The organism is Streptomyces sp. NPDC005141, from assembly GCF_053599975.1.
Genome location: NZ_JBSFYW010000008.1, coordinates 96,252 through 116,897 on the forward strand (window position 1 = coordinate 96,252; position 20,646 = coordinate 116,897).

16 protein-coding genes are annotated in these 20,646 nt (G+C 71.6%); 6 read left to right on the plus strand and 10 right to left on the minus strand.

From position 1 onward, the window contains the following. Nucleotides 1-17 precede the first annotated feature (17 nt). Together ACWD68_RS08925 and ureA are read right to left on the minus strand one after the other, a co-directional pair. Nucleotides 18-1,694 (minus strand): urease subunit alpha, encoded by a 1,677-nt coding sequence (locus tag ACWD68_RS08925; protein WP_451805778.1) that lies wholly within the window; start codon nt 1,692-1,694, stop codon nt 18-20. Continuing rightward, the gene (gene ureA / locus ACWD68_RS08930) at nt 1,691-2,380 is read right to left on the minus strand and encodes an urease subunit gamma (protein WP_451805779.1); all 690 of its coding nucleotides are present in this window, start codon (nt 2,378-2,380) and stop codon (nt 1,691-1,693) included. The genes ACWD68_RS08925 and ureA overlap by 4 nt, the downstream gene beginning before the upstream one ends. A gap of 165 nt (nt 2,381-2,545) precedes the next feature. Here ureA and ACWD68_RS08935 point away from each other — a divergent pair, with 165 nt between their 5' ends. Then, nucleotides 2,546-3,979: a cytosine permease gene (locus ACWD68_RS08935; protein ID WP_451805780.1), complete on the plus strand. Its 1,434-nt coding sequence runs from the start codon at nt 2,546-2,548 to the stop codon at nt 3,977-3,979. A gap of 160 nt (nt 3,980-4,139) precedes the next feature. Here the strand turns inward: ACWD68_RS08935 and ACWD68_RS08940 are convergent, their stop codons facing one another. Then, nucleotides 4,140-5,228 (minus strand): branched-chain amino acid aminotransferase, encoded by a 1,089-nt coding sequence (locus ACWD68_RS08940; RefSeq protein WP_451805781.1) that lies wholly within the window; start codon nt 5,226-5,228, stop codon nt 4,140-4,142. A 266-nt stretch (nt 5,229-5,494) separates the two neighbouring features. After that, complete coding sequence (locus ACWD68_RS08945; RefSeq protein ID WP_451805782.1) at nt 5,495-6,538, minus strand: 3-isopropylmalate dehydrogenase; 1,044 nt, start codon at nt 6,536-6,538, stop codon at nt 5,495-5,497. A gap of 142 nt (nt 6,539-6,680) precedes the next feature. Between ACWD68_RS08945 and ACWD68_RS08950 the strand changes: the two genes are divergently transcribed. Then, nucleotides 6,681-8,282 (plus strand): purple acid phosphatase family protein, encoded by a 1,602-nt coding sequence (locus ACWD68_RS08950; protein WP_451805783.1) that lies wholly within the window; start codon nt 6,681-6,683, stop codon nt 8,280-8,282. Between the two features lie 98 nt (nt 8,283-8,380). Here the strand turns inward: ACWD68_RS08950 and ACWD68_RS08955 are convergent, their stop codons facing one another. Continuing rightward, the gene (locus ACWD68_RS08955) at nt 8,381-8,512 is read right to left on the minus strand and encodes a hypothetical protein (RefSeq protein ID WP_103550476.1); all 132 of its coding nucleotides are present in this window, start codon (nt 8,510-8,512) and stop codon (nt 8,381-8,383) included. Between the two features lie 473 nt (nt 8,513-8,985). Continuing rightward, entirely contained in the window at nt 8,986-9,528 is a 543-nt protein-coding gene (locus ACWD68_RS08960) for a GNAT family N-acetyltransferase (RefSeq protein WP_451805784.1), read from the minus strand. A gap of 178 nt (nt 9,529-9,706) precedes the next feature. Here ACWD68_RS08960 and ACWD68_RS08965 point away from each other — a divergent pair, with 178 nt between their 5' ends. After that, nucleotides 9,707-10,576 (plus strand): alpha/beta fold hydrolase, encoded by an 870-nt coding sequence (locus ACWD68_RS08965; protein ID WP_451805785.1) that lies wholly within the window; start codon nt 9,707-9,709, stop codon nt 10,574-10,576. 84 nt (nt 10,577-10,660) lie between these two features. Here ACWD68_RS08965 and pruA read toward each other — a convergent pair whose 3' ends face one another. Both pruA and ACWD68_RS08975 read right to left on the minus strand, forming a co-directional pair. Continuing rightward, nucleotides 10,661-12,292, minus strand: a complete 1,632-nt coding sequence (gene pruA, locus ACWD68_RS08970) for an L-glutamate gamma-semialdehyde dehydrogenase (RefSeq protein ID WP_451805786.1) — start codon at nt 12,290-12,292, stop codon at nt 10,661-10,663. A gap of 249 nt (nt 12,293-12,541) precedes the next feature. Beyond that, nucleotides 12,542-13,468, minus strand: a complete 927-nt coding sequence (locus ACWD68_RS08975) for a proline dehydrogenase family protein (protein ID WP_451805787.1) — start codon at nt 13,466-13,468, stop codon at nt 12,542-12,544. A gap of 182 nt (nt 13,469-13,650) precedes the next feature. Here ACWD68_RS08975 and ACWD68_RS08980 point away from each other — a divergent pair, with 182 nt between their 5' ends. After that, complete coding sequence (locus ACWD68_RS08980; RefSeq protein ID WP_451805788.1) at nt 13,651-15,000, plus strand: PucR family transcriptional regulator; 1,350 nt, start codon at nt 13,651-13,653, stop codon at nt 14,998-15,000. On the opposite strand, the gene pdxR is transcribed toward ACWD68_RS08980, so the two are convergent. Next, the gene (gene pdxR, locus ACWD68_RS08985; protein WP_451805789.1) at nt 14,997-16,520 is read right to left on the minus strand and encodes a MocR-like pyridoxine biosynthesis transcription factor PdxR; all 1,524 of its coding nucleotides are present in this window, start codon (nt 16,518-16,520) and stop codon (nt 14,997-14,999) included. The two genes, ACWD68_RS08980 and pdxR, sit on opposite strands and share 4 nt — an antisense overlap. A 365-nt stretch (nt 16,521-16,885) precedes the next feature. Here pdxR and ACWD68_RS08990 point away from each other — a divergent pair, with 365 nt between their 5' ends. Then, nucleotides 16,886-17,971: an MFS transporter gene (locus ACWD68_RS08990; protein WP_451805863.1), complete on the plus strand. Its 1,086-nt coding sequence runs from the start codon at nt 16,886-16,888 to the stop codon at nt 17,969-17,971. Nucleotides 17,972-18,168: 197 nt separating this feature from the next. On the opposite strand, the gene ACWD68_RS08995 is transcribed toward ACWD68_RS08990, so the two are convergent. Continuing rightward, on the minus strand, nt 18,169-18,753 hold the full coding sequence (locus tag ACWD68_RS08995; RefSeq protein ID WP_451805790.1) for a TetR/AcrR family transcriptional regulator: 585 nt from the start codon (nt 18,751-18,753) through the stop codon (nt 18,169-18,171). Nucleotides 18,754-18,863: 110 nt separating this feature from the next. Between ACWD68_RS08995 and ACWD68_RS09000 the strand changes: the two genes are divergently transcribed. Beyond that, a complete protein-coding gene (locus ACWD68_RS09000) occupies nt 18,864-20,423 on the plus strand; it encodes an MFS transporter (RefSeq protein ID WP_451805791.1) in 1,560 nt (519 codons plus the stop codon). The last annotated feature ends 223 nt before the right edge of the window (nt 20,424-20,646 follow it).

Genomic DNA, 20,646 nt, shown 5'->3' on the forward strand with positions numbered 1-20,646 from the left:
CTTACGGGCTGCGTCGATTACAAGAAATACAGACGGTTGAGGGAGACCGAGTCGGCGGGCTCGGAGCGCAGAGGGTCGCCGTCGAGGGTGACCAGACCGGTGCGCTGGTCCACGTCGACCGTTCCGGTACGGGAGTTGAGGCGCAGGTCGGCGGGTCCGATGCCGCGGGTGCCGCGAACCGCCACACGGCGACGGCGGGTCGGCATGGTGTCGTTGCCCTGGTCGAGCGCGGCCTGCGCGACGAACGCCACCGAGATCTCGGCGGGGGTGGCGCCGTGCGCCCCGAACTGCGGTCCGAGGACCAGGGGTTCACAGGTGTCGGTGGCGGCGTTGGGGTCGCCGACGACGCCGTACGCCGGGAAGCCCGACTTCAGCACGAGCTGCGGCTTGGCGCCGAAGTACTCGGGGCGCCACAGCACGATGTCGGCGAGCTTGCCTGTCTCGATGGAGCCGACCTCGTGCGAAAGGCCGTGGGCGATGGCCGGGTTGATGGTCAGCTTGGCCATGTAGCGCAGGACGCGTTCGTTGTCGTGGTCCTCGGGAGCGCCGAACTGGGCCTTCATCTTCCCGGCCATGGCGAAGGTCCGGCGCACGGTCTCGCCGGCGCGGCCCATGCCCTGCGCGTCCGAGGAGGTGATGCCGATCGCGCCCAGGTCGTGCAGCACGTCCTCGGCGCCCATGGTCCCGGCGCGGATGCGGTCGCGGGCCATGGCGGCGTCGCCGGGCAGATCCGTCTTCAGGTCGTGGACGGAGACGATCATGCCGTAGTGCTCGGCGACCGCGTCCCGGCCGAAGGGCAGGGTCGGGTTGGTGGACGAGCCGATGACGTTCGGGACGCCGGCCATCTTCAGGACGTTGGGCACGTGTCCGCCGCCGCAGCCCTCGATGTGGAAGGCGTGGATGGTGCGCCCTTCGAGCACCCTGAGGGTGTCCTCCACAGACAGGCATTCGTTCAACCCGTCGCTGTGCAGGGCGACTTGGACGTCGTGCTCCTCGGCGACGCGCAGCGCGGTGTCGAGCGCGCGGGTGTGGGCGCCCATGTCCTCGTGGACCTTGAAGCCGCTCGCGCCGCCCTCGGCGAGCGCCTCGACGAGGGGTGCGCCGTCGGAGGACGAACCCCGGCCCAGGAAGCCGATGTTGACCGGCCAGGCGTCGAAGGCGCTGAAGGCGTGCCGCAGCGCCCAGGGCGAGTTGACGCCGACGCCCCACACCGGCCCGAACTCCTGGCCGATGATCGTGGTGACGCCGGAGGCGAGCGAGGCCCCCATGATGCGCGGCGAGAGCAGGTGGACGTGGGTGTCGACGGCTCCGGCGGTGGCGATGAGGCCCTCGCCGGAGACGATGGACGTACCGGTGCCGACCACGACGTCGACGCCGTCGAGGGTGTCGGGGTTGCCGGCGCGTCCGATCGAGTGGATTCGGCCCTCGCGGATGCCGATGGACACCTTCCGGACGCCCTGGACCGCGTCGATCACCACCACGTTGCTGATGACGACGTCGCAGGTCTCGCGGACGGCGGCGGCCTTGAGGTGCAGTCCGTCGCGGGCGGTCTTGCCGAATCCGGCGAGGAACTCGTCGCCGGGGAGCTGGGCGTCGGACTCGACACGGATGGTCAGCCCGGAGTCGCCGAGCCGGACCCGGTCGCCGGCCCGGGGGCCGTGGGTGGCGGCGTAGGCGTAGGGGTCGATGCTCATCGGCCGGCTCCTTCGGCTCCGAGGTATCCGCAGGCGGCGGCCCTGCGCAGGGCTTCTTCCTTGGCTCCGGGCGCGTCCAGGGGTCCGTCGACCAGACCGGCGAAGCCGATCGCGATCCGCTCGCCCCCGATCGGCACGAATCCGACCTCCGCGCTCTCGCCGGGACCGAAGCGGACGGAGGACCCCGCGGGCACGGCGAGGCGCATGCCGTAGACGGCGGCACGGTCGAAGTCGAGCCGCGGATTGGCCTCGAAGAAGTGGAAGTGGGAGGTGACGGAGACGGGCACGGTCGCGGTGTTGGTGACCGTCAGCCGCAGGACCGCCGCGGGCTCGGTGTGCGCGGCCCCCGGCAGCAGCGCGCCCGGGGCGCGGTCGCCGAGTCCGCCGCCGATGGGGCCGGAGACGACCGCGAGCCGGGAGCCGTCGTCGAAGACGGCCTCGACATGCACCTCGGTGACGACGTCCGCGACGCCGGGCAGTACGTCGTCGGGGCCGAGGACGGACCGGGCGGCCTCGATGGCCTCCGCCAGCTGTCTGCCGTCGCGGGCGGCCTCGCAGACGGTGTCCGCGATCAGGGCGGTGGCCTCCGGCACGTTGAGCCGCAGTCCGCGCGCCTTGCGGGCCCGGGCCAGCTCGGCGGCCGAGAACAGCAGCAGTCGGTCACGCTCCGTGGGGGTCAGTCTCACGCCACGACACCTCCTCGCCTTCCTCCATTTAGAACATCACTCTAAACGCCGGATTCATGGATGGGAAACATTGACGGGTGAGCGTTGAAGACGCCACATTGAACGTCGCTCTAACACCTGGTGCTTCCCGCACCACTCCCAGGCGGCCGTCAAAGGAGACCAGCCATGCCGATCGAACAGCGCGGAGTCGACACCATCCCCGACGAGGAACGCACCAGCGGACCGCGCGACCTCGTGTCGATCCTGCTCGGCTCCAACCTCTGCCTCGGAGTGATCATCTTCGGCTGGCTGCCGCCCTCCTTCGGACTCGACTGGTGGTCCTCGGTCAGCGCGATCGTGGCAGGCACGGTCGTCGGCACCGCGCTCACCGCGCCGCTGGCCCTGGTCTCGCTGCGGACGGGCACGAATCTCTCGACCTCCTCCGGCGCGCAGTTCGGCGTACGGGGACGGCTGGTCGGCTCGGTCGTCGGGCTGCTTCTCGCGCTCGGCTACACCGCGCTGACCGTGTGGATCGGCGGCGACGTGATGGTGAGCGTCCTCGGCCGCCTCTTCGGGCTGGAGGCGAGCGGACTGTCGTACGCCGTCGTTTACGCGCTGCTGGCCGCCGCCACGGTCGCGGGCGCCGTCTACGGCTACCGTGTGCTGCTCGCCATGTCCCGCGCCCTCGCGATCGGCATGACGGCCCTGCTGGTGGTCGGCGTGATCGCGTACGCCCCGCACTTCACCACCGCGGCGCTCCCGGAGACAGGCGGCTATCTGCTCGGCTCGTTCTGGCCGACCTGGCTGCTCGCCGCCGTGGCGGCCGGCCTGTCGGGCCCGATCGCGTTCATCACGCTGCTCGGCGACTACACGCGCTACATCTCCCCCGCCCGCCATTCCTCCCGTACGGTCCTGCACGCCACCTGGCTCGGTCTGATCGCCGGTCTGCTGGTCCCCCAGCTCTTCGGCACCTTCACGGCGTACGCGGCCCACGCGGCCCTCGACTACGCGGGCCCGTTGGTGTCCGCGTCCCCGGCCTGGTACCTGGTCCCGCTGCTGCTGGCCGCCTCCGCGGGCTCGGTGGGCAACGCCGGTCTGATGCTCTACTCGATGGGCCTCGACCTCGACGCGATCCTGCCCCGCACCTCGCGTGCCCGCGCCACCTGCGCGGTCGCCGTCGTCGCCATGCTCTGCGTCCTCGTCGGCCACTACGCCTGGAACGCCCAGTCCGCGATGACGTCCTTCGTCCTGCTGCTGACCGCGATCGGCACCCCGTGGGCGGTCATCACGCTGATCGGCTTCGTCCGCTGCCGCGGCGTCTACGACCCCGACGCCCTCCAGGTCTTCAACCGCCGCTCCCGCGGCGGCGTCTACTGGTACCGGGCCGGCTGGAACCTCCGGGCCACGGCGGCCTGGGCCCTGGGTGCCCTCGTCGGTCTCCTGGCCGTGTCACTGCCGTCGTACGAGGGGCCGCTGCTGTCCCTGACGGGCGGGGTGGACTGCAGCTTCGTCCTGTCGGGGCTGGTCGGCGGCATCGTGTACCTGGCGCTCGCGCCCGGGCCGGTGTCACACCGGGTCGAGAGCGGTCAGGAACCGGCTCGCGTCGAGAGCGGGCTCTAGGCCGCCGACCCGGGTGGCCCGCTCGTCGTACACGGCGAAAAACGGCCGGCCCACCAGGTCCGGGTCGCGGGCCCCGTGCCGCGGAGACACTACGCGGCGAACGAACAGCCGGTCCCCGCGCGCCAGTTGGCGAGAGGGAACCGGCCACGCGTCGGTGCGGCTAGCCCAGCGGGTGCATCCAGCCGTGCTTGTCCTCGGTGATGCCGCGCTGGACGTCGAGCAGGGCCTCACGGAGCCGGAGGGTGACCTTGCCGGGCTCGCCGCCCGACTGCCGCCACTCGGTGCCGGTGCGCTTGACCGTGCCGACGGGGGTGATGACGGCGGCGGTGCCGCAGGCGAAGACCTCGGTGAGGGTGCCGTTCTCGGCGTCGGTCTGCCACTGGTCGATGGAGACGCGGCCCTCCTCGGCGGCGTAGCCGAGGTCGCGGGCGACGGTCAGCAGGGAGTCACGGGTGACGCCCTCCAGGATGGAGCCGGTGAGGGACGGGGTGACGATCCTGTCGCCGTACACGAAGTACAGGTTCATGCCGCCGAGCTCCTCGATCCACTTGTGCTCGACCGCGTCGAGGTAGCAGACCTGGTCGCAGCCCTTGGAGGCCGCCTCGGCCTGGGCGAGGAGCGAGGCGGCGTAGTTGCCGCCCGTCTTCGCGTCGCCCATGCCACCGGGAACGGCGCGGACGCGGTCCTCGGAGAGCCAGATCGAGACCGGCCGCACGCCGCCCGCGAAGTAGGCGCCGGCGGGCGAGGCGATGACGAGGAAGAGGTACTCGTTGGCGGGCTTCACGCCGAGACCGACCTCGGTCGCGATCATGAAGGGGCGCAGGTAGAGGGACTCCTCGCCGCCGTGCGCGGGGACCCAGTCACGGTCCTGGCGGACCAGCGCGTCACAGGCCTCGATGAAGGTCTCCACCGGCAGCTCCGGCATGCCCAGCCGGCGGGCGGAGGCCTGGAAGCGCTTGGCGTTCTTGTCGGGCCGGAAGGTGGCGACGGAGCCGTCGGGCCGGCGGTAGGCCTTGAGTCCCTCGAAGATCTCCTGCGCGTAGTGCAGGGTCATGTTCGCCGGGTCGAGGGAGAGCGGGCCGTACGGAACGAGCTGGCCGTCGTGCCAGCCGCGGCCCTCCGTCCACTTGATGGTCACCATGTGATCGGTGAAGTGCCGGCCGAACCCGGGGTTGACCAGGATCGCCTCGCGCTCGGCGGCGGAGAGCGGGCTGGCGGACGGCTTGAGCTCGATCGTGGGCTGCGTCATGAGTGGTTTTGTCCTTCACCGGTTGTATGTGACGGGCCGCGCTCACGCCCGCACTGCCAGTGGCCAGTGATAGGACGTCCGAGCATTCCCTCATTCCGCGGCTCCGCGTTCGATTATCGCGCGCGGAGGACCGTGGACGAAACGGTGTGAATACGGCCCAGGGGATTGCCCAGGGGTTGATGGTGGCACCCGGCGAGGGCATAGCAAAAGCCGCCGGGTGCGGATGCGACCCGGCGGCTGCTACGGAACGTAGGCGGAACGGCGGGTCAGCCGGCTACTCGTACGGCCAGCGCGTCGCCGATTTCCCCGGTGCTGCGGGCGGGCTTGCCGACCCGCTCGGCGAGATCGGCGGAGACGGCGTCCTCGATGCGGGCGGCCTCCGCCTCGTAGCCGAGGTGACGCAGCAGGAGGGCGACGGACAGGACGGTGGCACTGGGGTCGGCCTTGCCCTGGCCCGCGATGTCGGGCGCCGAGCCGTGCACGGGCTCGAACATCGAGGGGAACTCGCCGCTCGGGTTGATGTTGCCGGAGGCGGCGACGCCGATGCCGCCGGAGACGGCCGCGGCGAGGTCGGTGATGATGTCGCCGAAGAGGTTGTCGGTGACGATCACGTCGAAGCGCTCGGGCTGCGTGACGAGGTAGATCGTCGCCGCGTCCACGTGGATGTAGTCGGTGGTGACCTCGGGGAACTCCTCGGCCACCTTGTTGAAGACGTTGGTCCAGAGGTGGCCCGCGAAGGTCAGCACGTTGTTCTTGTGGACCAGCGTCAGCTTCTTGCGCGGACGGGCCTGCGCACGGGCGAAGGCGTCACGGACGACACGCTCGACACCGAACGCCGTGTTGACGGAGACCTCGGTGGCGACCTCGTGCGGAGTGCCCTTGCGGATGGTGCCGCCGTTGCCGGTGTACGGACCCTCGGTACCCTCGCGGACCACCACGAAGTCGATCTCGGGCTGACCGGCGAGCGGGGTCTCGACACCCGGGAGGAGCTTCGAGGGACGCAGGTTGACGTGGTGGTCGAAGGCGAAGCGGAGCTTGAGCAGAAAGCCGCGCTCCAGAACGCCCGACGGGACCGAGGGGTCACCGATCGCACCCAGCAGGATGGCGTCGTGCCGCTTCAGGGCGTCGAGGTCGGCGTCGGTGAGGGTCTCACCGGTGGCGTGGTAGCGCCGGGCGCCGAAGTCGAATTCCTTGGTCTCCAGCTTCACGTCCGGCGGAAGGACGGCGGAGAGGACTTTGAGCCCCTGGGCCACGACTTCCTGGCCGATTCCGTCACCGGGGATCACTGCGAGATCGATGCTGCGAGACATGACGGCACCGTACTCCTTGTCCCATGGGATGACACGCAATGTCCGCCATACGGACAAGTCGGTGCCGGAGAACCCCTAGCCTTCGACCCATGTTCACCCGTCTGTACGACGGCCGTTGGCGCACGCTGGGAACTTTCCAGACATGACCGCTGCCTCCAGGGGGACTCCCCCCGGACTCCCCGTCCCCGACGTCGGCATTCCGCACGAGCTCGCACGCGACATGAGCATGGCCGAGCAGTACGAGTACCTGCGGACGAAACTCACCCGGCGCCGCGCGCTCGTGGCGGCGAGCGCGTTCGCGGGCGGCGGACTGCTGACCGGCTGCGCCTCGGGCACCGGGGCCCCCTCACGGACGACGGCCGGCTCGTCGCCGCACCCGGCCACCGCCCGGGTGTCCGGCTCCGCCGTCACGCCGTTCGGCCGCCACCTCGCCTTCGGCGCGGATCCGAAGACCCAGATGCGGATCTCCTGGCAGGTGCCGTTCGCGGTCAGGAAGCCGTACATCCGGGTGGGCCCGACCCCCTGGGCGCTGAGCCACAGGATCGAGGCCGAGGTCCGCCACCTGCGCACACCGGGAGTCGCCGGACAGCGGATGGCGCTGGACCAGTACTACGTGCACGCGGCCCTCGACCGGCTGCGCCCCGGAACGACGTACTACTACGGCGTCGGCCACGAGGGCTTCGACCCGGCGAGCAGGGAACGGCACTCCACGATCGGCCGATTCCGCACGGCGCCGGCGCACCCCGGGAAGTTCGTGTTCACCGCCTTCGGCGACCAGGGCGTCACGCCCGACGCGCTCGCCAACGACAAGGTGCTCCTCGGCCGCGGCCCGGCCTTCCACCTGCACGCGGGCGACATCTGCTACGCGGACGGGACCGGGCACGGCGAGGACTCCGACATCTACGACCCGGGCGCCTGGGACCTGTTCCTCAAGCAGACCGAGACGGTGGCGAAGTCGGTGCCGTGGATGGTGACGACCGGCAACCACGACATGGAGGCCTGGTACTCGCCGAACGGCTACGGCGGCCAGTCCGCGCGCTGGACCCTCCCCGGCAACGGCTTCGACTCCGAACACGCGCCGGGCGTCTACTCCTTCGTCTACGGGAACGTCGGCGTCGTCGCGCTGGACGCCAACGACGTGTCGTACGAGATCCCCGCCAACAAGGGCTACTCGGGCGGCAGGCAGACGGCCTGGCTCGACAAACGGCTCGGGGAACTGCGCGGGCAGGTCGACTTCATCGTCGTCTTCTTCCACCACTGCGCCTACTCGACGTCGACGCACGCCTCCGACGGCGGTGTGCGCGACGCCTGGGTGCCACTGTTCGCCAAACACCAGGTGGACCTGGTGATCAACGGCCACAACCATGTGTACGAGCGCACCGACGCCATCAAGGGCGGCAAAGTGGGCAGGCAGGTGCCGGTGGGCGCCTCGACCGATCCGACCCGGGACGGGATCGTGTACGTCACGGCGGGCGGGGCGGGCAAGAGCCTCTACCGGTTCCCCACCGGGGTCAAGGACAGCTTCGAGGGGAAGGTCACGCGCCGCGAGTCCATCGAGACCTTCCACTGGACGAAGTCGCAGCGGCAGAAGTCGGACACCGTGGAGTGGTCCCGGGTGCGGTACACCGGCTTCTCCTTCCTCTCGGTGGAGGCGGAGGCCGGTTCCTCACCCAGACTCAAGGTGTCGGCGCTGGCCCAGAGCGGCGAGCGCATCGACCACTTCGAGGTGCGGCGCGGGAGCTGAGCACGGCGCACATCCAGCACTTCGAGGTGCGGCGCGGGGCGTGAACCCCGCGCCGCACCCCTGCGGGTGCGGCTCCCGGTCGGAAGGGGCGGCGGGCCTCAGTGGCCCGTCGCGCCGCCGTTGTCCCTGCGGTCGAGGGCGCGCTGGAGCGCCGCCGCGGCGTTCTTGCGGTCGGACTCGCTGCTCGTACGGGAGAGGTGACGGACTCGGCGGACGGTCGTCTCGGCCATGATGAATCGACTCCTTGCCTCCGGCGGAACCCATGCGGGCGACCGGAAGTGCGGTGATGGATTTACGAGACGCCGGAAGAGGCGGGGAGCGGTGCCGCAGGGGTTGCCTGCCAGGGCTCCGGCTCACGACCGCCATTCGCTTGGTCGAGCGAGACGTTCGGCTCCTACAAAGCTAGGCGAGGACCGGGCATCTGTCTCCACAATTACTCGGACTTCCTACTATCTGAGACGGCGGATTGCGTCACACCGCTCCGACCAGGGACAACGGTCCGCACGGCATCACCCGCCACGGGTGCGGCCGCGGGGCTCCCACCACGGGCGGCGAGCACAGCGCGGCCGGCACCACGAACACCACGGCGCACGCCGTACGCGGCCGTCTCCCGCTCCGTCTCCGTCTCCGTCTCCGTCTCCGGCTCCGGCTCCGGCTCCGGCTCCGGCTCCGGCTCCGGCTCCGGCTCCGGCTCCGGCTCCGGTCAGAGCACGTCGCCGTCCCGCCAGTCGAAGACCAGCTCGTGCTCCGGGTCGAGGGGGCCCACGGACGCGCCGGGACGGACGAATGTGATGCCCTCCTCCTCGGGAAGGCGGACGACACCGTCCGGGGCCAGGACACAGACGCGGCCGGGCCAGAGCTGCCAGCCCCGGACCGCGTACAGGGCGGCCCCCTCCTCGCTCGCGGAGAGCGCCCCGAGCCCGTAGGCGCTCTCGATGATCCGTTCCAGTTCCGCCATCACGCGCCCGCCGAGCCCCGTGCGCCGTACGTCCGCGCGAACGCCGACCGCCTCCACGTACCCGGCGCGCAGCGAGCGGCCGCGGTGCAGGACGCGCCGCTGGATCACCGAGCCGTGCGCCGCGAGACCCCGGTCGTCATGGACCAGGACGTGCATGCCGCCGAGTCCGTGATCCCAGTCCTCGTCCCTGAAGTCCCCGTCGAAGGCGTCCTCCAACAGGGCGCGGGCGGCGCGGAGTTCGGCGGGGGCGAGGTCCGCCGTGTGGGCGGTCCGCAGTCGGGTGGCCATCCGGCCAGTATTCACACGGGAGACAGGAATCCCAGCCCTCTCACCGCGCCGACCCGGGGGCGACGACGGCGAGCACACACGGGTACCTAACCTTCAACAATCACTTGACTGGTTAGATTCACCCATGGTGGACTGCTCTCACCATCAAAGATACTTTCAGAGGTTAGGGGATCCGATCATGAGCAGCCACCCGGTCCACCACCGCACCACCACCGTCCGCGGCCACCGGATCGCCTACCGCGAGGCCGGCCCCGCGGACGCGCCCGTCCTGCTCCTCCTGCACGGCTTCCCGAGCAGTTCGCACATGTTCCGGGACCTGCTGCCGCTGCTCGCCGACCGCTACCACCTGGTCGCCCCCGACCACCTCGGCTTCGGCCGCTCGTCCGCCCCCGCGGCCGCCGACTTCCCGTACTCCTTCGACCGGCTGGCCGAGATCACCGAAGAGTTCACCGAACAGCTCGGCCTGAAGGAGTACGCGCTCTACATCCAGGACTACGGCGCCCCGATCGGCCTGCGCCTCGCGCTCGCACACCCCGAGCGGGTGACCGCGATCATCACGCAGAACGGCAACGCGTACGAGGAGGGGCTGGGCGCCGAGGCCTGGGCGCCGGTGCTGGCGCTGATCGCGGACCGCACGCCCGAGACGGAGGCGCCGGTCCGGGCGATCAGCAGCCCGGACGGCATCCAGTGGCAGTACCTGACCGGCGTGCCGGACCCGACGCTGGTCAGCCCCGACGCCTACGAGCACGACGCGGCCCTGATGGCCCGCCCCGGCCAGCTGGAGATCCAGCTCGACCTGATCGCGGACTACGACTCCAACTTCGCGCTCTACCCGGCGTTCCAGGAGTACTTCCGCACCAGCCAGGTCCCGCTCCTGGCCGTCTGGGGCGGTCATGACGAGATCTTCGTCCCGGAGGGCGCCCTCGCCTTCCGCCGCGACCTTCCGGCCGCGGAGATCCACCTGCTCCCCACGGGCCACTTCGCCCTGGAGACGCACGCGGGCCAGGCGGCGGCGCTGATCGGGGACTTCCTCGGCCGGCACGTGTGAGGCGACGGCTCCGCGCGGACATGGAACCGCCCCCGTCCACGGACGGGGGAGACCGTGGGCGGGGGCGGAGTCGGTGACGGGCTGTCAGCCCATGTGCGGGTAGCCGTAGTCGGTCGGCGAAACCAGCGTCTCCTTGATCGCGCGGGTCAGCGTCCAGCGCATCAGGTTCTGCGGGGCGCCCGCCTTGTCGTTGGTGCCGGAGGCACGGCCGCCGCCGAAGGGCTGCTGGCCGACGACGGCGCCGGTCGACTTGTCGTTGATGTAGAAGTTGCCCGCCGCGTAGCGGAGCTTCTGCATCGTGTACGCGGCCGCCGCGCGGTCGCCGGAGATGACCGCGCCGGTGAGCGCGTAGTCGGACGCCGACTCCATCTGGGTCAGCATCTCGTCGTACTTCTCGTCCTCGTAGACGTGCACGGCGAGGAAGGGGCCGAAGTACTCGGTCGTGAAGACCTCGTTCTCCGGGTCCGAGCACTCGACGACGGTCGGGCGCACGAAGTAGCCCACGGAGTCGTCGTACGAGCCGCCCGCGACGATCGTGCAGGTCGGGTCGGCCTTCGCGCGGTCGATGGCCGCCTTGTTCTTGGCGAAGGACCGCTCGTCGATGACCGCGCCGATGAAGTTCGACAGGTCGGTGACGTCACCCATGGTCAGGTAGTCGACCTCGGCCGCGAAGTCCTCCTTGAAACCGGAGTTCCAGATGGAGGCCGGGATGTAGGCGCGGGAGCTCGCCGAGCACTTCTGGCCCTGGTACTCGAAGGAACCGCGGGTCAGGGCGGTCTTGAGCACCGCGCGGTCCGCCGACGGGTGGGCGACCACGAAGTCCTTGCCGCCGGTCTCGCCCACCAGACGCGGGTAGGAGCGGTACTTCTCGATGTTGTTGCCGACCGTCTTCCACAGGTACTGGAAGGTCTTGGTCGAGCCGGTGAAGTGGATCCCGGCGAGGTCGCGGTGCTCCAGGGCGACCTTGGAGACCTCGATGCCGTCACCGGTGACAAGGTTGATGACGCCCTTGGGCAGGCCCGCCTCCTCCAGGAGCTGCATCAGCAGCACGGCGGCGTGGGTCTGCGTCGGGGACGGCTTCCAGACGACGACGTTGCCCATGAGCGCCGGAGCGGTGGGCAGGTTGCCCGCGATCGCCGTGAAGTTGAAGGGCGTGATCGCGTAGACGAAGCCCTCCAGCGGACGGTGGTCCATGCGGTTCCACACGCCCGGGGAGTTCGCCGGGGGCTGCTCGGCGAGGATCTGGCGGGCGTAGTGGACGTTGAAGCGCCAGAAGTCGACGAGCTCGCAGGGGGTGTCGATCTCGGCCTGCTGGGCGGTCTTCGACTGGCCGAGCATGGTGGAGGCGGCCAGCGTCTCGCGCCAGGGGCCGGCCAACAGCTCGGCGGCGCGCAGGATGATCGCGGCGCGGTCGTCGAAGGCCATCGCGCGCCAGGCGGGAGCGGCGGCGAGGGCCGCGTCGACGGCGTCCTGGGCGTCCTGCTGCGTGGCGTTGGCGTAGGTGCCGATGCGCGCCTTGTGGTTGTGCGGCTGCACGACGTCGAAACGGTCACCGCCGCCCATGCGCCGCTCGCCGCCGATCGTCATCGGCAGGTCGATCGGGTTCTCGGCCAGCTCCTTGAGCTTGGCCTCGAGGCGGGCGCGCTCGGGCGAGCCGGGGGCGTAGCCGTGCACCGGCTCGTTGACGGGGGTGGGGACCTGGGTCACGGCGTCCATGAGCTACCTCTTCCGAGTGAATCCCTGACTTCAGCCGGGAGAACCGAAGCCGTGTGCGTATGTTGGGTGGCGGTCAGGGCTTGACCTTCATGAGCTCGCTGCGGCGCGCGAGTGAGAAGCCCCCACGGGGGCGGAGTCACGGTTTCCGTAACTCCTTCGCGGAAACGGGTCGGCTCAGCCGACCGATGAGCGGTAGCTGCCGTCACCCAGGATGCACCCGGATGCCGACAGCTGCCGCTCGCCTTCACATCAGCCCTTGGTCAGGATCGAGCGGGCGAAGAAGAGCAGGTTGGCCGGCTTCTCCGCCAGGCGCCGCATGAAGTAGCCGTACCAGTCGGTGCCGTACGCGGTGTAGACGCGCATGCGGTGGCCCTCGGCGGCGAGCCGCAGGTGTTCGTCGCTGCGGATTCCGTAGAGCATCTGGAACTCGTACTCGTCCAGTTTGCGCCCGGCCGTGCGGGCGAGCTCCTGCGCGATGGAGATGAGCCGCGGGTCGTGGGATCCGATCATCGGGTACCCCTCGCCCTCCATCAGGATCTTCAGGATGCGGACGTACGCCTTGTCGGTCTCGGCCTTCTGCTGGTACGCGACCTCGGCGGGCTCCTTGTAGGCGCCCTTCACCAGACGGACGCGGCTGCCGCTCTCGGCGAGGCGGCGGGCGTCGGCCTCGGTGCGGAACAGGTAGGCCTGGATCACACAGCCGGTCTGCGGGAAGTCCTTCCGCAGCTCCTCGTGGATGGCGAACATCGAGTCGAGGGTGGTGTGGTCCTCGGCGTCCAGCGTGACGGTGGTGCCGATGGCGGCGGCGGCTTCGACGACCGGGCGGACGTTGGCGAGGGCCAGCTCGTGGCCGCCCTCCAGAGCCTGTCCGAACATCGACAGCTTGATCGACATCTCGGCCCGGCTGCCGAGGTCCAGCCGCTTCAGCCGCTCGATGAGCTCCAGGTACGCGTCACGCGCGGCGTACGACTGCTCGGGGGTCGTGATGTCCTCGCCGACGACGTCCATCGTGACTTCCAGGCCCTTGGCCGTGAGGTCCTGGATGATCGGGACGACCTGGTCGACGGTCTCACCGGGGATGAAGCGGTCGACGACCGGCTTGGTCACCGGGGCGGCCGAGATCAGACGGCGCATCTTGTCGCTGCGCGAGGCGGCGAGAATCACGGGACCCAGCACGGGGCACCTCCACAACGAAGCCAGTAGGAGGCCGAATCCCGACGATTCGGGTACGGCACGGAGAACCACCGTGAAACCTAGGGATCTCTCCGATCCTGGGCCATCGACAGCTGTCACGCATCCGTGCCCCGGTTCTCAGACATATGTATGAAGGGCTCGCGGAAATGCGCGAGAATACCCGGGTGAGCGGTGAATACAGAAGCGACTACCAAGAGCTGGTCGACGAGATCTCGACGCTCCTCGGAGTCCCCGCGACGCTGGAGAACCGTGACTTCGAGCTGATCGTCTTCGGCGCGTACGACAGCGAGGGCGATCTCGATCCCTCCGCCCTCGACCCCGTGCGCACCCGCTCGATCCTGACCCGCCGCTCCACCACGACGGTGCGCACCTGGTTCGAGGGCTTCGGCATCACCCGCGCCACCGGGCCCGTCCGTATCCCGCCGACCCCGGAAGCCGGCGTCTACCGAGGCCGGATCTGCCTCCCGGTGCGCCATCGGGGCATCGTCCTCGGCTATGTCTGGCTGCTCGACGACGACCCGGGCCCCACCGACGCCCAGCTGACCGCCGCCATGCAGGTGACCTCCCGCATCGGCGCCCTGCTCGCGGACGAGGCCCAGGCGGGCGCGGATCTCACCCGCGAGCTGCGCGCCGTCCTGACCGCCGAGCGCGGCTGGCAGCGCGACATGGCGGTGGCCGAGCTGCGCACGGCGCTCGGTCCGCGCGGCGACGGCCTGCACACGGTGGTGTGCGTGGCGCCGTGGCCCTCGGCCGACCCGGACGACGCCCCTTCCGCCCGTACAGTGCCGGGGGCGACCGCGCTGTGCACCATCCCGTGGGGCGCCACCGGCCAGAGCCTGGCCCTGCTGGTCCGGCTGCGTTCGCCGGACGTGCTGACACCGGCGCTGACCGCGGCCACCCGGTTCGTACGGGAGGCGGCCGACAACCGCGGCGAGGCCGGGCCCGGTCGTCCGGGCAGTGCCGCGGGTCCGGCCCGGAGCGGCGGCGCTTCGAAGTCCTCGTCTCCCAGCGGTGCCGGTACCTCGGGAATCCCGGGAGTCCCGGGCGGGACGGCGGCTGCCGCTTCCCTCCGCGGCACCTCGGGAGCCGCTCCCCCCGGCGGGACGGCGGCTGCCGGGATCGCGGGGGCCCGGGTGGGGCTCGGGGACCTGGGGGCCGCCTGGCACGAGGCGGCCGCCGCCGCGCGGGCGGTGCTGGCCGAACCCCGGCTCGGTCCGGTCGCCGAGTGGGGGGCCATCGGCCCCTTCCGGCTTCTCACCGCCCTGCCTCCGGAGGCGGCCCACGACCCCGTCGTACGCGTCCTGTTGGCACCCGCGCACCGCGAACTCGCGCGCACCGCCGAGGTGTTCCTCGACCGGGCGGGCCAGGCCGGTCGCACGGCGGCCGAGTTGGGCATCCACCGCCAGACGCTCTACTACCGCCTGTCCCGCGTCGAACAGCTCACCGGCCTCGACCTGGACGACGGCGAGGACCGGCTGCTGCTGCACATGGCTCTGAAGGGGGCTCGGCTCTAGCTCCCGGGGCCCGTCGATCGCGGAGCCGGCCCGGGTTCGTCCCCTGCCTCGGCCTCAGGACCGGCCGGGTGGGCTCGCGTCCGGCGTCGGTCTCGGGACCGGGTCGACGGCCTCGCGTCCGGTGACAGCAGATCACCGACCGCCGCCACCCCCTCGGCGATCGCCCGCTCCCCCACGTCGCCGAAGCCGAGCACCAGTTGGGGCGGCGCCGGCGCGTGGCCGGAGCGGCAGGGGCTCATGCCGTACAGGCCGACGGAGCGGTGCCGGGCCGCGGCGACGACGGACCGCTCGTCGGCCGTCGCCGCCAGGTGCAGAACCGCGTGGAACCCGGCGGCCAGCCCGGTGAGCCGGACCTCGGGAGCGTGCGCGGCGAGCGCGGTGACCAGGGCCGTGCGCCGGGCCGCGTAGACCGTGCGCATCCGGCGCAGATGGCGGTCGTAGCGGCCGGACTCGATCAGCTTCGCGAGGGCGAGCTGGTCGAGGGTCGGGGAGCCCCGGTCGGTGAGCCGCTTGGCCTCCGTGACCGGGGCGGCGAGCACGGGCGGGCAGAGCAGCCAGCCGATGCGCAGCGCCGGGGCGAGCGACTTGCTGACGGTGCCGATCGAGACGACACGGTCCGCGGCCAGCCCCTGGAGCGCGCCCACCGGCTCGCGGTCGTAGCGGAACTCGGCGTCGTAGTCGTCCTCGATGACGTACGCGTCCCGCCGCATCGCCCACTCGATGAGGGCGAGCCGGCGCGCGGGGGCGAGGACGACCCCGGTGGGCCACTGGTGCGCCGGGGTGACGATGACGGCGCGGGCTCCGGTCGCGTCGAGCGCCCGTACGTCGACGCCGTCCCCGTCGACCGGCACGGGAACGGCCGTCAGTCCCGCGGCCCCGGCGGCGGCCGACGCGGTGGCGGGGCCGCCCGGATCCTCGTACGCCACCCCACGCACACCGGCGAGCGCCAGGCTGCGCAGCGTCAGCCCGAGTCCCTGCGCGTAGCCGGAGCAGACGACGATCCGCTCGGGGTCGGCCGCGGCCGCCCTCACCCGGCGCAGATAGCCGGCCAGCACCTCGCGAAGCACCGAACTCCCGCGCGGATCCCCGTAGTCGAGATCCGCCGTCGGCATGGCACGGCCCGCCTCGCGCATCGCCCAGAGCCAGTCGGCGAGCGGGAAGCTTCCCAAGTCCGGTACGCCGTGCCGGAAGTCCGCGATCAGGCGTGGAGCGGCCCCGTCCGGGGAGGCGGGCGCGGGCGGCACATGGGCTCCCGCCGCGACCCGCGTGGCGGAACCGACGCGGGTCACCAGGTAGCCCTCCGCCTGGAGTTGGGCGTAGCAGTCCTGGACGAGGCCGCGCGACAGGCCGAGTTCGCGGGCGAGTTCGCGGGAGGACGGAAGACGTTCACCGGCGCCGAGGCGGCCGGTGCGGATCGCGTCGCGCACCTGCCGCTCCAGTTGGGCGCGCAGTTGCTCGCCGCTGTCCCGGTCGACGGACAGAAGCAGCTCGGGCGACAAACCGGCCCACTGCGGAGGCATGGAATTGGAGCTTACCGGCGGTCCGGCCGAAATCTAACGTCGTTCCCATGACGACTCCCTCGACGCCACGGACGCCCCCGGCGCCCCCGGCGCCCCCGGCGACTCCGGCGACTCCGGCGACTCCGGCGACTCCGGCGACTCCGGCGACTCCGGCGACTCCGGCGACTCCGGCGACTCCGGCTGCGGAGCCTTCACCGGCCGAGGCGCCCGCGCCGACCACGTCCGTCGCGCCGACCACGTCTGTCACGCCTGCCATGGCCGCTCTGACGCCTCCGACAGGTCCGACGGCAGCGGCCACTCCGGCACGCGGGTCCGCCGCCCGGCCGCCGCTGCTCACCCGGCCCCTGATGCTCCGCTTCGTGAGCATGATCGGCGCCACGGTGAGCTTCTTCCTGCTCCTCTCGGTCGTCCCCGCCTACGCCACGGCGTCGGGCGCGGGTCCGGCCACCGGTGCCCTGATGCTGTCCACGGTCCTCGGCGAACTCGCCGGTCCCCGCTTCGTCGCGCGCTACGGATACCGCGTGGCACTGATCGCCGGCCTCTGCCTGCTCGGCGCGCCCGCCCTCGTCCTCACCGTCTCGCACTCCCTGGTGTGGATCGTGCTGGTCTGCCTGGTCCGCGGCCTCGGCTTCGCGCTCACGCTGGTGGCGGGCGGCGCGCTCACCGCCTCGCTGATCCCGGCGGAACGGCGGGGTGAGGGTCTGGCGCTGGTGGGCGTGGTCTCCGGCGTGCCGTCGCTGATCGCCCTGCCGCTGGGTGTGTGGCTGGCCGCGCACGTGGGCTGCACCCCGGTCGCCGTCGCCGCGGGCGTGGCCGCGCTGGCCGCCGTCGCGTCGGTGCCGGGGCTGCCCGACCGGGAGGCGACGTCCGAGAAGCCGGTGGGGATGGTGGCCGCCCTGCGAACCGGCGCCCTGGCCCGGCCCGCGATCGTCTTCGCGACCACCGCCCTGGCGACCGGGATCATCGTCACCTTCCTGCCGCTGGCCGTCCCCACCGCCGCCTCCGGGGTCGTCGCGGTGGCCCTCTTCACTCAGCCCGCGGCGTCGACCGCGGCCCGTTGGGCGGCGGGCCGGTACGGCGACCGGCACGGACCGGCGCGGCTCGTGCTGCCGAGCCTGCTGCTGTCGGCCGGCGGGATGCTGATCACCGCGTACACCGGGAGCCCGGTCGCCGTCGTGGCGGGGGTGGCCGTCTTCGGTGTCGGCTTCGGCATCGCCCAGAACGCCACCCTGACCCTGATGTACGCACGGGTCCCGGCCTCCGGCTACGGCACGGTCAGCGCGCTGTGGAATCTGGCGTACGACGGTGGCATGGGCGTCGGCGCGGTCGGCTTCGGCACCCTGGCCGGACCGATGGGCTACGCGGCCGGCTTCGCCCTCACGGGCGCGTTGATGCTGGTGGCGCTGATCCCGGCCGTCCGCGACCTGCGCACCCCCGCGCCGAAGGGATGACCGGCCGGTCCGGCGAGCGAACGACGAGCGCGCGCAGAACCACCGGGTGAGCAAGCGGCCACCGGGTTGGCGCCCGACCACCAGGCGGACGAGCGGCCACCCGGTGAGCGAGCGGCCGGCGAGCAGCCGGCGGTCGGGCGGACGACCGGCGGACGGCTTCCGGGCGGGGGCCCGCCGCGCCGCGCGGCCGGCCGGGTTCACTTCGCCTCGCGCGCCCCGTCGATCACGCGCCGCAGCCCGTCGGTGAGTTCGTCCGCCGTGGACGCGCTCGCCGGGTCGAAGAGCCACTGCACCATCAGGCCGTTGAGCAGCGCCTGATAGAAGCCGCCGAGCGACTTCACCGTCGCGTCGTCGAGCGTCTCCTCGTCCCGCCCGGTGAACATCGCGACGAGCCCGGACCGTCCCTCGATCTGGGCCTTCGCCATCAGATCCCGCAGCTCCGGCACCCGGTCCCCCTGCGTCGCGATCTCCATGCTGGCCGCCCACAGGGGCCGGAAGTCCTCGAAGGACTCCAGCATCCGCGCCCACACGCTGTGGAAACGCTCCACGGAACCCCCGGGCTCGGCCTCGCGCGCCGCCGCCGGGTCGAACTTCTCGCCCCACTCCTGGATCAGCTCCACGAAGGCCTGCGTGAGCAGCGCGTCCTTCGACCCGTAGTGGTAGCCGATGGACGCCAGGTTCGTCCCCGATTCCTTGACGATGTCGCGCGCCGTGGTGCGCACGAAGCCCTTGTCCAGCAGGCAGCGCTTGGCGCCTTCGAGCAGATCCTCACGGTGTCCCATGCCGGCCAGCGTACCCGGAATTCAGACAACCGTCCCATACGAACGTCAAGTACAAATGTATTAAACGATCGTACTAGACAAGCGTTTAAGACGTGCGTACAGTCCCTGCCATGACGAACCCGACGAGCACGACACCCGCCCCCGGCGCCCTGGCCGGCCGCCGCGAATGGACCGCCCTCGGCGTGCTGATGCTGCCGCTGCTCCTGGTCTCGATGGATGTCTCGGTCCTCTACTTCGCGATCCCCTCGATCAGCGCGGACCTGGAGCCGAGCGGGACCCAGCAGCTGTGGATCTTCGACATCTACGCGTTCGTGCTCGCCGGTCTGCTGATGACGATGGGCTCGCTCGGTGACCGCATCGGGCGCCGCAAGCTGCTCCTGTTCGGCGCCGCCGCCTTCGGCACCGCCTCGGTGCTGGCCGCCTACGCGAACAGCGCCGAGATGCTGATCGCGGCCCGCGCGATCCTCGGCATCGGCGGCGCGACCCTGATGCCGTCGACGATGGCGATCATCCGCACGATGTTCGCGGACCCCGGCCAGCGCGCGAAGGCGATCGGCATGTGGTCCGGCGTCATGACCGGCGGTATCGCGCTCGGTTCGGTGATGAGCGGTGTCCTCGTCCAGTACTTCTGGTGGGGCTCGGTCTTCCTGGTCAACCTGCCCGCGATGGTGCTGCTGCTGGTCCTCGGCCCGGTCCTGCTCCCCGAGTCCAGGAACCCGGAGCCCGGCCGGTTCGACCTGCTCAGCGTGCCGCTGTCGATGGCCGCCGTGCTGCCCGTGATCTACGGCGTCAAGGAGATCCCGTCCGAGGGCTGGAAGACCGAGTACGTCGTCCCGGTCCTCGTCGGCCTGGTCTTCGCCGCCCTGTTCGTCCACCGCCAGCGCACCGCGAAGTCCCCGCTGATCTCCCCCGCCCTGTTCCGCGGCCGCGGCTTCGCGCCCGCCGTCGTGCTCAACCTGATCGCCTCGTTCGGCATGCTGGGCTCGGCGTACTTCACCACCCAGTACCTCCAGTCGGTGCTCGGCAAGAGCTCCATGGAGGCCGCCCTGTGGGCCCTGCTCCCCACCATCCTGGTCGGAGTGGCCGCGCCGGTCTCCGCGCAGCTCGTGCAGAAGGGCGTGGACCGCGCCCATGTCGTCTCCGGCGGCTTCGTCGCCGCCGCCTGCGGCTACGGCCTGCTGGCCCTGGCAGGCACCGACTCCCTGTGGCTCGTGCTGGCCGGCGCGGGTGTCCTCGCCGCCGGAATCGTCACCGTGATGTCGCAGATGATGGACCTGGCCCTCGGCACCGTCCCCGTCGGCAACGCGGGCTCGGCCTCCTCCCTGCTGGAGACCGGGGCCGAGTTCGGCGGCGCCCTCGGCATGGCCGTCCTGGGCTCCATCGGCACGGCGGTCTACCGCCAGGACATCCCGGCCGGCGTCCCCGCCGCGGCCCACGAGACGCTGGGCGGCGCGCTCGCCGTGGCCGGACAACTGCCGGGCGACACGGGCCGGGCCCTGGCGCGGGCCGCACGGGAGGCGTTCACCAACGGCATGCAGGCGGCGGCGATCGCGGGCGTGATCCTCCTGCTGGGCGCCGCGGCGCTCGCCACCGCGACCCTGCGCAAGGTGCCGGTGCGCGAGACCGAGCCCGAGCCCGAGACGGTGGCGGCCGAGCAGGCGACGGCCTGACCCCCACCGGCCGGGCGGCCACCGGGCACCTGCCCACCAACCCGCCGGGCGGGCCGGACGACTCCGGCCCGCCCGACATCGGCACGCGTCGGGACTCCGGCCGCCACGCCTCGGCAGGTGCGCGGCGACCCGGGTCGGTTGTTCCGGCCCGCCCGCGCGTCGGCACGCGCGCGTGAGGACCCTGCCCCGCCGACATCCCCCGCGCGCGTGGGGGGGGCGCCTT